14 protein-coding genes are annotated in these 15,806 nt (G+C 45.3%); 8 read left to right on the forward strand and 6 right to left on the reverse strand.

What is annotated here, in order from left to right; all coding sequences use genetic code 11:
• The first annotated feature begins 398 nt into the window (after window positions 1-398).
• From QUB37_RS23575 to QUB37_RS23585, 3 genes are all read left to right on the forward strand, one after another.
• Window positions 399-668: a hypothetical protein gene (locus QUB37_RS23575; protein ID WP_333166781.1), complete on the forward strand. Its 270-nt coding sequence runs from the start codon at window positions 399-401 to the stop codon at window positions 666-668.
• A 79-nt stretch (window positions 669-747) separates the two neighbouring features.
• The gene (locus tag QUB37_RS23580; protein ID WP_333166783.1) at window positions 748-2,406 is read left to right on the forward strand and encodes an IS1182 family transposase; all 1,659 of its coding nucleotides are present in this window, start codon (window positions 748-750) and stop codon (window positions 2,404-2,406) included.
• A gap of 64 nt (window positions 2,407-2,470) precedes the next feature.
• On the forward strand, window positions 2,471-3,886 hold the full coding sequence (locus QUB37_RS23585; RefSeq protein WP_333166785.1) for a vanadium-dependent haloperoxidase: 1,416 nt from the start codon (window positions 2,471-2,473) through the stop codon (window positions 3,884-3,886).
• Between the two features lie 289 nt (window positions 3,887-4,175).
• Here the strand turns inward: QUB37_RS23585 and QUB37_RS23590 are convergent, their stop codons facing one another.
• Both QUB37_RS23590 and QUB37_RS23595 read right to left on the reverse strand, forming a co-directional pair.
• Window positions 4,176-6,218: a BamA/TamA family outer membrane protein gene (locus tag QUB37_RS23590; RefSeq protein WP_333166787.1), complete on the reverse strand. Its 2,043-nt coding sequence runs from the start codon at window positions 6,216-6,218 to the stop codon at window positions 4,176-4,178.
• A gap of 157 nt (window positions 6,219-6,375) precedes the next feature.
• Window positions 6,376-6,576 (reverse strand): hypothetical protein, encoded by a 201-nt coding sequence (locus tag QUB37_RS23595; RefSeq protein ID WP_006634481.1) that lies wholly within the window; start codon window positions 6,574-6,576, stop codon window positions 6,376-6,378.
• A 303-nt stretch (window positions 6,577-6,879) separates the two neighbouring features.
• Here QUB37_RS23595 and QUB37_RS23600 point away from each other — a divergent pair, with 303 nt between their 5' ends.
• The 3 genes from QUB37_RS23600 (at window position 6,880) to QUB37_RS23610 (ending at window position 9,177) form a co-directional block, all read left to right on the forward strand.
• On the forward strand, window positions 6,880-7,188 hold the full coding sequence (locus tag QUB37_RS23600; protein ID WP_333166820.1) for an alpha/beta fold hydrolase: 309 nt from the start codon (window positions 6,880-6,882) through the stop codon (window positions 7,186-7,188).
• A gap of 30 nt (window positions 7,189-7,218) precedes the next feature.
• Window positions 7,219-7,566 carry an alpha/beta hydrolase gene (locus QUB37_RS23605; protein ID WP_333166790.1) on the forward strand — a complete coding sequence of 116 codons (348 nt, stop codon included), beginning with the start codon at window positions 7,219-7,221 and terminating at the stop codon, window positions 7,564-7,566.
• Between the two features lie 129 nt (window positions 7,567-7,695).
• Window positions 7,696-9,177: an ATP-binding protein gene (locus QUB37_RS23610; RefSeq protein ID WP_333452475.1), complete on the forward strand. Its 1,482-nt coding sequence runs from the start codon at window positions 7,696-7,698 to the stop codon at window positions 9,175-9,177.
• A gap of 121 nt (window positions 9,178-9,298) precedes the next feature.
• On the opposite strand, the gene QUB37_RS23615 is transcribed toward QUB37_RS23610, so the two are convergent.
• From QUB37_RS23615 to QUB37_RS23630, 4 genes are all read right to left on the reverse strand, one after another.
• Entirely contained in the window at window positions 9,299-9,652 is a 354-nt protein-coding gene (locus tag QUB37_RS23615; protein ID WP_333166793.1) for a slr1659 superfamily regulator, read from the reverse strand.
• Between the two features lie 66 nt (window positions 9,653-9,718).
• Window positions 9,719-10,327, reverse strand: a complete 609-nt coding sequence (locus tag QUB37_RS23620; protein ID WP_333166795.1) for a DUF6272 family protein — start codon at window positions 10,325-10,327, stop codon at window positions 9,719-9,721.
• Between the two features lie 31 nt (window positions 10,328-10,358).
• Window positions 10,359-11,594, reverse strand: a complete 1,236-nt coding sequence (locus tag QUB37_RS23625) for an adenylate/guanylate cyclase domain-containing protein (protein ID WP_333166797.1) — start codon at window positions 11,592-11,594, stop codon at window positions 10,359-10,361.
• A gap of 156 nt (window positions 11,595-11,750) precedes the next feature.
• The gene (locus QUB37_RS23630; RefSeq protein ID WP_333166799.1) at window positions 11,751-13,895 is read right to left on the reverse strand and encodes a SpoIIE family protein phosphatase; all 2,145 of its coding nucleotides are present in this window, start codon (window positions 13,893-13,895) and stop codon (window positions 11,751-11,753) included.
• A gap of 228 nt (window positions 13,896-14,123) precedes the next feature.
• Between QUB37_RS23630 and QUB37_RS23635 the strand changes: the two genes are divergently transcribed.
• Window positions 14,124-14,483, forward strand: a complete 360-nt coding sequence (locus tag QUB37_RS23635; protein WP_333166801.1) for a VOC family protein — start codon at window positions 14,124-14,126, stop codon at window positions 14,481-14,483.
• Window positions 14,484-14,486: 3 nt separating this feature from the next.
• The gene (locus QUB37_RS23640; protein WP_333166803.1) at window positions 14,487-15,767 is read left to right on the forward strand and encodes a recombinase family protein; all 1,281 of its coding nucleotides are present in this window, start codon (window positions 14,487-14,489) and stop codon (window positions 15,765-15,767) included.
• The last annotated feature ends 39 nt before the right edge of the window (window positions 15,768-15,806 follow it).

The following is a 15,806-nucleotide window of genomic DNA, read 5'->3' on the forward strand; positions in this document are numbered from 1 at the left end:
TTAATTGGGTCAACAGGTAAAAGATGAGTAAAATTACTCATTGACAATAGTGCTTTTAGCTTAACTTGTGAGTAATGTTACCGAGGATATGTTCGAGTTCTGAAGAGAGTAGATAAAAAACTTATTATTTTTAATTCTCAATAAATACTATGTAGCTTTTTTGAAGAAATTATGAACTGACTTAGAGAGTAAAGTTTTGTAAAGAAAAGAAAAAAAAATATATGCGCGCTTACTCAGTAATACGGACTTTTTAGCACATTTATAAAAATTCGATAAAGCAATGGTGAATAATAGGTCGATTTTTATAAAAATTTAGATAATAACTAATCGAAGGAGTAAATCGTAGGATACATTTAAAAGAACACAAAAAGCTCAAATTCTTCAATAAAGTAACCTACGTGAATCAGGAAGATGTAGATAGATTAGCGGCCCAAAATTTATTTCCCTCCCAGGGGGATTTAGTGGCTAAATTCAGCAAGATCGATTTACCCAAAACCATTGAAATGGGCGATCGAGGTAAAGTCAATGTGAAGCTGACAAATCAAGGTTCCGCACCAGTTACAGGCCCCGTCACGGTCAAACTCTACACTTCCACAGACGAGATTATCGATCGCGCCCCAGACGGCAAATTAGTCAACGATTGCTTGAGACTGTTGGCGAATGTCTGAGGGGTGAAACCCCTCAGACATCGCCGTCCTGAATAGGCAGAATGATTGTGTAATCACGCAGCATATTAAATAATCTATTATGACTCTTCACCCCCGCAACTGGTCATCGATTCCAGAAATGACAGCAACTGTTGCACGAACCTCCTTTCCCAAAGGAAATCCATATATGAAAATGCGCGACGAACTCGGAGTGTTGTACGAAGATACTGACTTTATCACCTTGTTTCGAGCCGACTGTGGTCAAAGTGCTTTATCACCAGGGCAATTAGCATTAATCAGTGTGATGCAATTTGCCGAGGGATTGACTGACCGACAAACAGCAGAAGCAGTGAGAAGTCGTATAGATTGGAAGTATGCTTTGGGACTAGAAATTACTGATAGCGGCTTTGATTATTCAGTTTTAAGTGAATGGAGAAGTCGGTTAATTGCTGCGGGACGTGAAAGTCAATTACTCGATAAAATGCTAGCACATTTTCAAGATAAGGGATGGCTCAAAGCCAGAGGGAAAGCCAGAACAGACTCGACCCATGTCATCGGAGCCATCCGTAAAATGAACCGCCTCGAATGCGTTGGAGAAACTTTACGTCATGCTTTAAATCAGCTAGCAACTGTGGCTGATGAATGGTTATTAACAGTAGTTAATCAGGATTGGTCTGAGCGTTATGGCACGAGATTTGAGCAATATCGCTTGCCGAAATCTGAAACCGAAAAACAAAGCTTGCTATTGACTATTGGCTGTGATGGTCATCACTTATTGTCGGCTTTGTATGACCCTTTGAGTCCTGAATGGTTACGTCAGCTCAAAGCTGTAGAAATTTTACGCTGTGTCTGGATACAGCAATATGGGTGGTCGTCCGGCAAAGTTTATTGGCGATCAGCTGATAATTTACCGCCCCACAAGCAGTTAATTACTTCCCCTTATGATATCGAGGCTCGCAATCGGACAAAAAGAGATACCAATTGGACAGGTTATACAGTACATCTTACAGAAACTTGCGATCGAGATTTACCTCATCTAATTACGAATGTTGAAACGACACCTGCAACCATTGGAGATGTCGAAATGACTCAGGTGATTCATCAAAGTTTAGCTGATAAACACTTGTTACCACAAGAACATATTGTTGATACTGCTTATGTTGATGCTCAGCACTTGCTCACGAGCGAAACACAATTAGGTATTGAGCTCCTTGGCCCTGTACCGCCTGACTCTAGTTGGCAAGAACAAGCTAAGCTGGGCTTTGAGCTTTCTTGTTTTAAGGTCGATTGGGAGCATCGCCATGCTACTTGTCCGCAGGGCCACATCAGCAAATCTTGGCATCAACGCTCGGATAATTATGGCAATCCGACCATTCAAGTACGCTTTCGTCGGCCCGATTGCGCTGCTTGTCCTGTTCGCTCTCAATCTACTCATTCGCCGACCCATGCCCGTGTTCTGACTCTCAAACCTCAACCTCTTTATGAAGCTTTAGCCAAGGGTAGGGCCAGACAACATACCCTCGATTTTAAGCAGCGTTATGCCTTACGGGCTGGTGTTGAAAGTTCCCTATCTCAAGGAATTCGTGTTTTTGGTTTGCGCGACGCTCGTTACATGGGTCTTGCCAAGACTCGTCTACAACATATTGTGACTGCTGCGGCGATGAATCTGTCAAGAATGTGGGCGTTTTGGCGTAACATTCCGATTGGCTTGACCCGTGTGTCTCGTTTTTCGGCTCTTTTTCCCTCTGCCTCATTGTAGTTTTTTTTCCATGATTATGGGATGTTTGGTTTCACCCTTTTTTAATTCGCCAACAGTCTCTTGCTTGCTAAACTCCACTGTCCAACAAGTCAACCTGCTTCCGGGACAATCCACAACCGTTAAGTTGAACTATGCCAACATGACCTCGGTTGGGGCTCCGGGGGCTTGCAACCTGATTGCCGAAATTGACCAGAACAACAACACCAAGCAAATCTCGAAACTGGTTTCGGCAATCGGAAGCGATGTCGTCCTCGACTGGAATGCGACCGCTTTAAATGCGATCCAAGCTGAAGGGAAAGCAGGACGGGGCGTGCCACCTACTGTAGGGTCGCGCCTGATGGCGATTACTTCCCTCTCAGTTTACGATGCGGTGAATGCGTTCGATCGCACTCACACGTCCTATGCTGTCAACACTCCCGCCCCCGTTGGCGCATCCGAGGAAGCAGCAGCAGCAGCAGCAGCCCACAAAGCGTTAGTAACACTGCTGCCAAATCAAACTCAATTATTCGATCGACAACTCGCCCGATCCTTAGCAGAGATCGACGACACACCGCAAGCCGAGGCCGATGGAGTCGCCTTTGGGAACTTCGTTGCTGATACCATCCTCGCCTCCCGCGCCAACGACGGTTCCAGCAACAATGCCCCTTACGTTCCCCCAGAGGGTGATTACGTTTGGCGACCGAATACCGAAGGCCCCAACAAAGGCGCGGCACTCGGGCCAAACTGGGGCAAAGTCAAGCCCTTTGCTATCCCCAACACCGCAGCCTTTGCCCCGAACGGTTTAGATGGCGTACCGGGAACCGATCGCTTCGTGCAAGACTTGGAAGAAGTTCGACTGTTGGGGGGGAAACAGAGTACCGCAAACACCACCGTGACGCGGACTCCCGACCAAACCGAAATCGCGATTTTCTGGGCGGACGATCGCGCCGACACTTTCCGGCCTTACGGACAATTGAACCAAATTGCTGAAGAAGTCGCCATGCGCGAGGAAAAAACCGTCCCGGAAAATGCCCGCTTGTTTGCTGAGTTGAACGTCGCTTTGGCCGATGCTGCAATTGTGGCTTGGGATGCCAAGTACAACAGCAAAGTCATTCAACCGCGCCCTGACGATTTGATTACCGGCGGGTTTGCGACCAAAAACGGCATTTCAGGAACAGTGGCTGACCCGGAATGGGAGCCCCTACTTAATCCCACGCCGCCGTTCCCAGATTACATCTCTGGACATTCGACTTTTGGCGGTGCATTTGCCGGGGTGATGACCAACTTTTTTGGTGAAAACTATTCTTTTACGGCAGTTTCCCAAGAAATGCCCGGTGTTACGCGCACTTACAACAGTTTTTACGATGCTGCTTATGAGGGTGCCATCAGCCGGATTTACGGCGGCGTGCACGTGCGCGAGGCAACGATTGATGATGCGCTGCCAACTGGTTTAGCAGTGGGCAATTTCGTCGCGCAAAATCTGTTTAAAACCGTAGGCTGAAACCTTTTTTTAGCAAGTGGCGATTGAAATCGCTTCTTGTATCTTCACGCATCCTGTAGGGGAGGGTTTTACCAACAATATTGAGGACCGCAAACAATCTTGTAAACCCGCCCCCACACAACCGATAACCCAGATTAACCTGATGTTCGATCGAATCCAAAAAATGTAGATTCGGATTTGTCGTGTTCGTGGGGGCGGGTTTATTATATTGTTGCTTTCTGACATAGATGATTGGTGAAACCGCCCCTACACTTAACTCGTGACTAATGACTACTGACTGATGACTAATTTAAAATCGCTGCTTTGTACCGAGTATAAATTTGAGGTCGCCGGAGTCGCTAACAGCCATATCTAAGCGAATTAATCCAAAGGACGATCGCACCCTCACACCCACCCCAACACCCGCCCCAGTCCCCGGTTTGTCCCTGACTACCGCCGGTTTCCCCAACACGCTATCTCCCGTTCCCAAATCCGACGCAAAATCAACAAATATCACGCCACCAACATCCTGACCCACAGGAAACCGATATTCGCCGGAAGCTAAAAAATAACTCCGGCCACTGCCAATATCCCCGCTATCGTAACCCCGCACAGAATTGCGGCCGCCGAGGCGAAAAGCTTCCGTTGGTGGCAAATCCCCAATTACCGTACCCCCTTGCAAGTTAAAAGCCAGCATTTCGGGCAAGGCTTCGGACTCGCTGATGCCCAACAAAGTTACTGGTACATACTGTATATAATTCGCTAACAGCCTGTTACTCACAATATTACCTCGACCCAAAGGTATCGACTGCTCGGTGCTGAGGCTGAGAATCGAGCCGCTGGTAGGGTTGAAGGGATTGTCCCGCCGATCGAGCATCGCACCAAAAGAAACAGTGTATAACTCGTCAACGCCACTGCCGCTGAATGTGAGAGGATTGCCGAGTTCGTCACGGCGGGCGATATTTAAGTTGCGATCGCGCGTACTGATATTTGTATAATTCAGTCCCAAAGTCGATTGCCAATCGCCCAAAGGTCTGGTAAACCTGAGATTTCCCCCCACCCGAATTTCCCGAACTCGGTTCCCGTTGGGCAAATCAATATCTTTGTTGAAAATTTCCGATATTCTACGATCGCCAAAAGCTCTCACACTGTATCCCAAACGGTCTTCGGCGGCAACGTAAGGGCTGACAAACTGGACATCGTACTGGATACCTCGGAGGCTGGGCTGAAGATCCACCGCCAGCCGCTGCGGGGTTGTACCGAAAGTTCGATCGGTATAGGAAAGAGGAACCGCAACGCCAACATCATCACTCAGACTGGCACTCACGCTAAAAGAGCGAGCCGATCGCTCTTGAACGTTGTAGATTACATTAACATCCGTGCCAACTTCTTCGATCGAAACCGTAACCTTGTCAAACAATCCCAATTGCTGCAACTGCTGCAAATCCGATCGTACAACTTCCCGGCTGTAGTTATCCCCCGCCTTGAGTTTGAGCTCACCTCGGATAAAATCTTCCGAAATTCGGCCCTCAACCGGATTCCCCTTTCTATCAACAGCTTCGCCTCTGGAATTGACAAAGCGAATTTTCACCTCAGCAACGTAAACGCCCTCAGCATTGCCCGCTTGACTGATTTGTAGAGTACCGCCTAGCTGTCGGGCGTTGCTGTTTACTGCTTCGGGGATTTCGGCTTGTGTCGCGATCGTCGCCGGAGTTTTTAACAGAGATGTAAAATCTTTATTGTGGCTCGACTTGAGTGATATCAATTCCGGTTGCACCGTCAGGTGATTGTTGACTGTTGACTGTTGACTGTTGACTGTTGAAGGAGGGGTGGAAAAACTCAATGGTTGAGTGTTAACTGTTGACTCGATTTGATTATTTTGATGCAACCGGAAACGATGTGAGGGCGATTCCCTAGGGGATAGCTGGGCCGCGCGTACTTCTCCAGAAGCTGCGATCTCATCGGATGTCGGCAAATCCCGCACAGTTGGGTTCACCTCATCCGATTGGTGACTATTTAAGACTGGAACCGATAACAAATGTCGCTTGTCATCGAGTCTAGATCCCCCTAAATCCCCCTTAATAAGGGGGACTTTGAGCATATTTCTTGTCCCCCCCTTATTAAGGGGGGTTAGGGGGGATCTAGACTTCGCTACAAACAAGAGAGACGGTGGGTTTAACGTTAAGTTATCACCAATGACCTCATCCTCCTCCCTCTGCGCCCTCTGCGCCTCTGCGGTTCCCTCTCTAAACTCCGCCTCAGTCGGTGCGACACTCGGATCGATCGCCCGCGCTGCCAATTCGCCGCCACCCAGCGCCGCCAAAGTCAAAAATGCAATAATCGAACTTCGCATAGACATTAAATTTAAAGCACACCCAACGCATATTACCCAAAACCGGGCCCCCTGCATAATTAGCCGAAAAGAAACCCGGTATTTTTGAGGCTACCGGGTTTCTGGGATGCTGAAATGTGGGAAAGTTCGATCGACCGCGGGCGATCGTTAAATTTGTTTAAATAGCTTGTCGAGAAACACGTTTCTCAAAATGAGCCTGAGTCTGCTGCAACAGTTGTTCGCGACTATCCTTAGCGGTGGTAATGGTAGGGAGCAAGTTGCGAGCTTGTAAAGTCATGTGAAGCTGTAGGTGTGCTACGTACTCACTGACATCTTCGCGAAGAGAGCAAGCCGGGTACTGTTTTAAAGTAGAGTTCAAAGTGTTCTCCTGCTTTGGGTTTGTAGTATTTTCTAATAATCATAGACAATATCATGGTCTATTTCTAACTGTGTACTCCGTAATGAAGTTTAACCTTTGGACTGCTTTTTTGTTACAATCCTTTACAAAGGTCTCTTACTTATCAGGAGTCGATCGCCCATACAGTCTCAAGCACTTGCAGGAAAAAATCACACATTAAGTACATTTGTCAATAGCAGCAGCCAAACAGCAGCCTACCTGGACATCTGGTGCGGCAGACCCTTATTGATGCTGCATGGTTTCTTAGGATAAAAGACTTGCTGGCTGCCGTTAATTGAGTTATTACAATCTCAATTTCGGTGCATCAGTTTAGATATGTTAGGTTTTGGAGAATCCAGCAAACCAGAAATCCGCTACGACGTAGCTGTAGAAGTTGCTTTTGTGCGGCAAGCTGTAGAACAACTAAATATCGAACCCTGCTGCATCATCGGACATTCTTTTGGCGGTTGGGTAGCATCTGCATATTCCCTAAAATATCCTAATTCTGTCAGCAGTTTAGTATTAGCAGCCCCAGCCGGAATTCGGAACGATAGTTTTTGCGGTCAATATGATGCTTTGCGGCCGCTGTTGTGAGAAACCCCAGCCGTTGATTGGGCTTTGCAGTTGGCAAAACCTTTTGCTAGTTTAGCTGGAAAAAGTGAGAAATTGCAGCAAATTTCCGGGTGGCGCAGGGAGTTAATGTCTCAACCAGTAGCAAGGTCATTTTTAATGAGTCGGATGCGGCCGGAAGATGCAGTTGATACAGTAGAAAAAGAAATTCACAAATTGCAAATTCCTACCTTAGTTATCGCAGCAGATAGTGACGAAACAATTCCTCTATGGCACTGTGAAACCTACGCTAATCAGATACCGGGGGCAGAGTTAGCAATTATTCCCAATGCTGCTCATGGTTTGCCGCAAACTCAAGCTCAAATTATGGCGAAATTGACTTGTCAATTTTTGAATAATTAAGAAAAACTGTGCAAGAAGCCGAATCCTAAAAATTGTGATAAGCCAGCAATTGCAAATAATTGTGTTTTAGTATACTACTTTATTAGGAAATACAGAATATATTGATTAGTGTATTGTACAATTATTTTTATGGCTCTTAAATCTTGTGTCAGCAGGAGCTACAGACATTTAGTTGAGTCGGGGGTATTACCAATGGCAGCACTGAGCAACTACTTTAATCTGGAACAAATTACGACAGCCAGAAAAATTAGTGCTGCGGTAATTAACATCAGCGGCCGCCAGCGAATGCTTTCCCAACGAACGGCTTTTTTTTGCATGAGGTTAGTTTGCTCTCAGAATGGGGTAGAAAGAGCCAAACTGCGGGGGAATTTGTTAGAGGCGATCGAGCTTATGGAAAAATCGCACCGCGACTTAATTAATATTGGCAGCAGCATCAACTTAGTGAGTCCCCCTTCAGCCACCCTCAAGGCAATGTATTTTGAGCCACCACTGTATTTAGACAAACAAGTGCGCGCATATATCGATCGAATAAAAGCATTGGTGCAAGTTCCTGATGCCGAACTCATGCTGGAAAACCCCCACCTGCTGTACATTGTCGAAGCAGCGGGCTGCGACTTGCTAGAAGCTTTCGATGCCGTGGTGAGTCAATACCAGCAAGAAAGCGAAATCGAACAATTTGAAATCGACCTTAAACAGGTTGAACTTTATCAAGAAAGTTGTGCTGCTACCTCGAAAGCGGAAGCTCAAGCCGCCCAGCTCGATCGCGCACTTTGCGAACTAAAACAAACTCAAGCTCAACTCCTCCACAGCGAAAAAATGTCTTCGCTGGGGGCGCTAATGGCTAGTATCGTCCACGAAATTAATAACCCAGTTAGTTTTATTTACGGCAACTTGAGCCATGCCGCAATTTATACTCAAGATTTGTTGCACCTGTTGTGTCTCTATCAAGAATGCTATCCCAATCCCTGTCCCGACATCACAGCTAAAATCGAAGAGATAGATCTTGATTTTCTAGTTGAAGACTTGCCTAAAGTTATCTCTTCCATGCAAATGGGTTCCAATCGCATTCGCGAAATTGTCAAATCTATGGGCAACTTTTCGCGAACAGATAACAGTAACATGACCATGTGCGATTTGCACGACAGCATTGACAGCACCGTGTTAATTTTGCGAAACCGTCTCAATTCTCAAATCGACCGTCGCGACATTCAAGTAGTTAAAAATTATGGAAAATTGCCTCCTGTAGAGTGTTATTCAGGACAACTAAATCAAGTATTTATGAATCTAATTACCAACGCGATCGATGCTTTGGATGAGGTATCACAAAATCAGCCCTATGCTGCGCTAAAAATTTTGATCACCACAGAATTAGCAGGGCCAGATCACGTAAGAGTGCGGATTGCTGATACGGGAACCGGAATGACACCACAGATAAAAGAGCGAATGTTCGAGCAGTTTTTCACCACCAAGGAAATCGGTAAAGGTACTGGTTTAGGATTGTCTATTGTCTACAAAATCTTAGTAGAAAATCATCGAGGATCGCTTCGGTGCGAGTCGGAACCCTGCAAGGGAACCGAGTTTATCATTGAACTGCCGATCCAGCAAACTTAAGCAATTTACTAATCATCCAAATTTATCTATGTTAACTGTGGCACGGGCGTCCCGCCTGTGTTAACTGTTTGTGGCACGGGCGTCCCGCCTGTGTTAACTGTAATTAAAATTTACACATATCCTACGCTAATTCGAGCTTCAAAGTTGGCAACAGCTTTTCTAAATTTCTGAGAGATTTCTGTTGCCAGGGAACATCATTTGAACCCAATACCAAAAGTTGAATCGTTTTCTTTTTCCGAACGGCAATGACAAACTTCGACAGCATACTGATACCAGAACTGTTAACAAATTCCAAATTTTTTAGGTTCAAGGTAATAGTAGGCGGTTCGGGATTGGCCACCTCATCTAACAATTCGACTATTGGCGCATACTCTGCTGGGCCGCTCAGGCTGAGTTCGCCTTGGAAAGTGACAGTGACTGATTCTGGATCGTACTGAATGCTGTAATCTTCACCTTTAATTTCTTGAATGCCCATTGTGATTTTGTTTCCTGACTAATATATGGCGATCGCACAAGAGAGTAAATATTGAAATGCTAGAAACTAGACCCTAATTTGAACCACAGTCGTAACAATGATGGTATCACTATCCGGCCTGGGCTCGAATTTCCAACCTATCTTAGCTGAATAGTCATTAATCATCGTCAGCAATCCCAATCCCGATGTATCACTTTCCGATTCCGCATTCTTTTCAAGCTGCTGCAAATAAAGTTCATTGGGATCGGAAGCCAGAATTTCTTCAATAAAATCCTTCAATTTATTTCCCCTTTCTGGCTTGACACTATTACTGGCAAAAATTACCGCCGTTACCTCTGTTTCACCAATAAAATGTATACCAAATCTGACCTTGTAATTGGTATCATCGTTATTAAATTTAATCGCATTTTCTAACAGTTCGTTGGCTACGTAGCTCACAGCTCCCTTGCTTTCTTTTATCCGTTTCTCGCTGCTAGCATCTTCCTCATCCACCGGTAGAAAGCTAGACAAATAATCGGCTACAAAATGGGCTGAAAGCCTGTTGTTGCGCCAGCGCTGTTTGATCGGGCGAGAACTGGGAGTAAATGTCAGTTCTAGGGAGTCGTGTTCAGGAGGAAATTCTTCAATGAATTCTCCAAAGATTTGGGTCATTGTTTTTAAGCTGCCAGATGTCATGATTTTTCTCCCTCCAATTGATGTATTAATGTCACTTTTGGGTGAATTTCCACACGCCATTCCAGTTAGCAGGAATACTATCTTTTAACAGCGATTGGATGCGTTTTAGGTAAAGTTGACTGGGCTTGTCATCTGGATTTAGCGCTACTATGTGTTCAAAACAAACTATGGCATTAGCAAAATTTCCCTGACAATATTCTTGGAGTCCCTCCTCAAATATAGGCAAAGTTTGAATTTTGAGCGATCGCACTGGTTCTACTTCAACATCTAACACCTCACAAACTGTAATGGCTTCTTGTCTACCTTTGACAATAGCCCGATCCAAAAAACGGATATGATACTTTTCGGGTTGACTCAAACGTTGTACCACATCTCCAGAAATTAATAAAGATACGCCATAATACTTACTCAAACCTTCCAGACGAGCGGTGAGATTGACATGATCTGAGATCGCATCGGCTTGCATCCGATTCGCATCTCCAATAATCCCAACCATCGTATCACCCACATGGATACCAATGCCAATCTTTAGCGGTATATCCCCATTTATTTTACGGCTTTGATTGTATTTTTGCAACTGCTCCAATTTCACAATTCCTGCCTGAATAGCATCATCCACGCCATCAGGAAAAACTGCCATGACTCCATCTCCAATATACTTGACAATAAAACCGTTGTGCTTACGAATTTCGGGACTAACTTGCTGTAAATAGTTATTGATAAAGTCAAAGTTTTCTTGAGGAGTCATTTGCTCCGCCATCGTGGTGAACGAACGCATATCGGAAAACATAATTGCCATCTCTTTGCTCACGTGATCTCCAAGCTGGAAATCAACCATGCTCTGCTTGCCGAGAAATTGGAGAAATTCATCGGGAACGAAACGTCCGTAAGCCTGCAAAAGTTTCTCTAATTCTTGTTCCCGCGCTTTCACCGTTTGCACCATATGCGAAAATACCTGTGCCAGTTCTCCCAGTGCATCACTGCGCGCTGCCACATCTGACAATATCTGGGGTTGAAAGCTATTGTTTTTTACAGCAATAGCTGCATCTATAACCTTTTTTACCTGCTCGATGTAAGTCTGCATCTCTCGATTTTTATGACGGATCTGGTTTTCGAGATCCGTCGAGTGTTGCGTGATAATTTCTACCAAGGTTTCATAGCTATTTTTTTCATCCTCTACTTCCTCAAGTTTTTCGCTCAACTCCTGTAGCTGGGTATGGAGTTCTTCTGGAGATTTAGATGGTGATAAATTTATTTGTGGTTTCATAATTTAAACTTCCGAATCGGGAAGCGCAAAATTGTTTGACTCGCTCGCTGTAAAATATTAGAACTTACACACGCGGAACTCGAAATCCTGTTTCTGCTTCGAGGCTTGGCCACTAAATCCAAGCTCCCTCGTAGAAACCGGGTTGACGACCGTCACTCATAAATTATGCACAATATTGCCCTGTTGCTTCAATACTAGCAAAGTAATGTCATCAAATACCTTTTGTTCTCCCATAAAATTTCGCAAATCAGCAATGGTGGCTTCCTTGATTCGTTCGGCGCTCAAATGCCAGTTTTGAGAAACCACTTCACAGAGTCTTTCGATACCGTAAAATTTTTTGTGTATGTTTCTAGCTTCGGGGATGCCGTCAGTATAAAGCACCACCCCGTCCCCAGGTTCTAAGTCTACTAAAACATGGCTAATCCAATCGGAAATATCCTCATCTAAGCCGAGCGGAAATCCTAAATTCATGGTGTCTATCCGCTGGATTTTACCACCTTTCCTGACCACAAGAGTTTCCTCATGTTGACCGCTGATACTAATTGTGCGATCCGCATAGTTGAGCAAAGCTAGTGTCATATTTTTGTCTGAGTTCATGCGCTGGACATTTTTATAAAGAGTGCGGTTGAGGGTATCTAAAAAACGCAGCGGGTTGGATTCTTGCATTTCCTGAAGAGTGCGGACAGCAGCTTGAGTCATCACCATCAAAATGCCACTTTCTAATCCGTGACCGGTGACATCACCAATACAAATTGTGACAACCCCGTTAGTACAAAGTACGTCGTAGTAATCACCACCTACTTCCGAGGCTGGCTCCATAAATCCGGCAATATCTAAATCTTCAATGGCTGCAAGTTCCGCCGGTTTTGGCAGAATCAACTGCTGCATTTGTTTGAGCATATCGAGCTCGGAGCTCATGCGGAGGTTTTCCGCTTTCAGGCGCTGGTTGAGAGCAGCAATTTGTTTAGTGGCTGTGGCGAGTTCAGAGGTACGTTCTTTGACTTTATCTTCTAGCGTTTCAAAGGATTCTTGCTGTTGTCTCGCCATACTGTTAAAGGAATTTCTTAAGGTTTCAATTTCCCAAATCCGACTGGAAGCAACGTTCTGGTTAAGAGCACCTCCTGCTAGATATTCTGAAGCTTGAGCAATTTGGTTTAGGGGGCGAGTAATCCAGCTAGCGGTGAAAATACCCACTCCAACAGAGACAATGAGAGCGACAATACACAGCAAAATGGTCTGCCGAGTGTTAGCATAAATTTGCGCCATAAAGTCCGCTTCAGGAACTACTACTACAATCAGCCAATTGAGGCCGTACTTATCAGTTAGCGGAGAAACTTGGATAAATTGCCGCTCACCGTTCAGCTTAAAGTCAAGTTGAACAGTTTGATCGATGTCTTCCAAACGCTTGAAGTTACCCTGCAGATAAATCACACTTTGACGCATCAGCAGGTTGCTGCTTTCCTGTGCTTTGATCCGCTTTGTATCGGGGCCTTTTCCCACCGAAAGAGGCTGTTCTTTAACCGAGGTGGCTATTAACTCACCCTGGGGTTCAATGATAAATACTTGACCGGAATTGCCCACCCGTAAGGTTTGCAGGAAGTGGCGAATTTGATCTAGTCCCATCTGGCAAGTCAGCACGCCAATTAGTTTCCCTTCGGCATCATAATAGGGTAGACTCGCATTAATTTGCAGCGTACCGTAGCCAAAATTAATATAAACTTCACTCCAAGCTGCCTGTTTCTTCTCAACAGCTACTCTGTAAAAAGGGCGCGTGCGAACGTCATAATTGGGCGTGTTTTTTTCGATTGTTGTCGGGTTTCCATTATCGTCAAGGTTGTAATATATCAAGTCGCCGCCCCCAGGAATCAGTTGCTGGGCAAGCTGAGGTTGTTCAAGTCCAACCAGCCGATTTACCCAACCCACACGCAGGTACTGACCTTTTTCGTTGGCAATTCCCGCGTGACCGATCGACTTAAATTGCAGAACTTGTTTCCAAAAATATGGTCTAGCTTGCTCCAAATCGTCAAAATTCAACACCCCCAAAGGTACAGCATCCTGATTGATCTGATTCACCAGTGGCGGAGCTTCCAAATAGGTTTGGACACGTTCGTAAACTCTCGCACTCACTTCCTGCCGCAACTGACTAACAATATCGTTGACTATCTGCTCTCCGTTTCTGTAAGAGAGAAAGCCAACGCAGCCAACAGCCGCCAAAATTTGGAGAACAAAGGGAACTACCAAGACATTGCGGAGCCGGAATTTGCCCGCCCTGGAAACGATCGCACTTTTTTCTAAAACCATTGTTAAAAACACTCCCAGCGGGCAGTTTACAGCATACTCAGAAAAAGAGACAATACAATCGAGCCTAAAATATCCGAGCGCGAGTTACTCAGAACAGTTTTGAATGTATTTAATAGCGATCGACAATGTTATCATATCAAAAACTCAACAAACATCAACCAATCTGCGTTCATCAGCGCTCATCAGCCTGCATCAGCGGTTTAAAAAAGAAATAAATACCAAACAAAAATGCAAATTACCCAATCCCTCCACGCCGCCCTACTCATCTCCAACCTGGAAAAATCCCAACACTTTTACAGCACCGTACTAAAACTGCAAAAAATCGATCGAAACTTAAAATTTCCCGGAATCTGGTATCAAATCGGCGACTTCCAGCTCCACCTAATTTTAGGTGCAACAATTATCCCAGATGCCGTAGACCATGCCAAATGGGGACGCAACCGACATCTAGCATTTTCTGTTGCTAACTTAGAGGCAGCCAAACAACAGTTAATCGCTCACAATTACTCGTTTCAAATGAGCGCGTCAGGTCGATCGGCATTATTTACCCAAGATCCAGACGGCAACATCATCGAACTCAGCGAGTAACAGATGAAAATCATCGCTTATTCTTACACCGAACCGCTACTCGAAGCAGCACCCGCACCGGAAATTTGGGGTCAAGAAGTCGATCGCACCTATCAAGACTTAGGAGGGCGGCAGCAACTTCAGCAACTCCTCAAAGACTGCCAAACAGAACCAGTCAAATACTTATTAATTCAGCGGTTTGAAGAACTAGGCGACACATTGCAGCAAGTGTGTTCGCACCTCGCCCAACTCGAAAACCTCGGCGTCGAAATCATAGTACAAGCAGAAACAGAACCACGAAACCGCAAAAACTTGCTGCAAATCCTCGCAGAAATCCAGCGCAGCCAACACAGCCGGAGTATTCGCAAAGGACACGCGCGCAACCGCATCAAATCGCGAATTCCACCGGGTAAGGCTCCCTACGGCTACCGGCGCGGCAAAGATTGTTATACGATCGATAAAACCACCGCCCCCACCGTCAAAGACTTTTTTGAACACTTTTTAATTTACGGTTCCTTGCGAGGTTCCGTGCGGTATTTAGCCAAGAAATACAACAAAAAAATTTCTGTAAGTACCGGCCGCCGCTGGCTGACAAATCCCGCCTACCGAGGCGATTTGGAATATCAAAACGGTCAAGTAATTTCTAACACCCACGTCCCGATTATTTCCAGAGAAGAAGCCGCCCAAATAGACAGATTGCTGCGCCGCAACCGCTGCCTTTCTCCTCGCAGCGCTAGCGCCCCACGTTCCCTCGCAGGTTTAGCAATTTGTGCAGAATGCAAATCGCCCATGACAGTTGCCAAAGTCACCTCCTACCGCAAAGAAAAAGAATACCTTTATTTGCGACCAATTAACTGTCCAAAACAGCCTAAATGTAGCGGTCTTTCCTACGATGAAGTATTGCAATTAACCATCGCCGGTATTTGTCGGGATTTACCCGATGCTGTTGCTGGGTTGCAAATGCCGAATATGAGTGGGATTAAAGCAGGAATTGTCAGGGCGATCGCATCGAAACAAGAAATCATAGAGCAACTTTGGGCCCTGATTGACAGCGGCATATTAGACACCGAAACTGCAGAGTTTAGAGCCTACAAAATCCGCACCGAAATTGCCGAACTGCAAAACAAATTAGCGCAACTACCCCCAGTAAATTTGCGAGAAATTGCCCAAACAGTTTCCCTTCCCCAATTTTGGCTCGATTTATCAGAATCAGAACGCAGGTTTTACTTTCGAGAATTTATCGATCGCATTGAAATCATCCGGGAAAATAAAAATTGTAATCTGCAAATTATTTTCATTTTTTAAGGATTAGATCAACGTTCCTCCAGAGTTCCTAGGTTAGAT

The organism is Microcoleus sp. AT3-A2, assembly GCF_036705685.1.
Lineage (GTDB): Bacteria > Cyanobacteriota > Cyanobacteriia > Cyanobacteriales > Microcoleaceae > Microcoleus.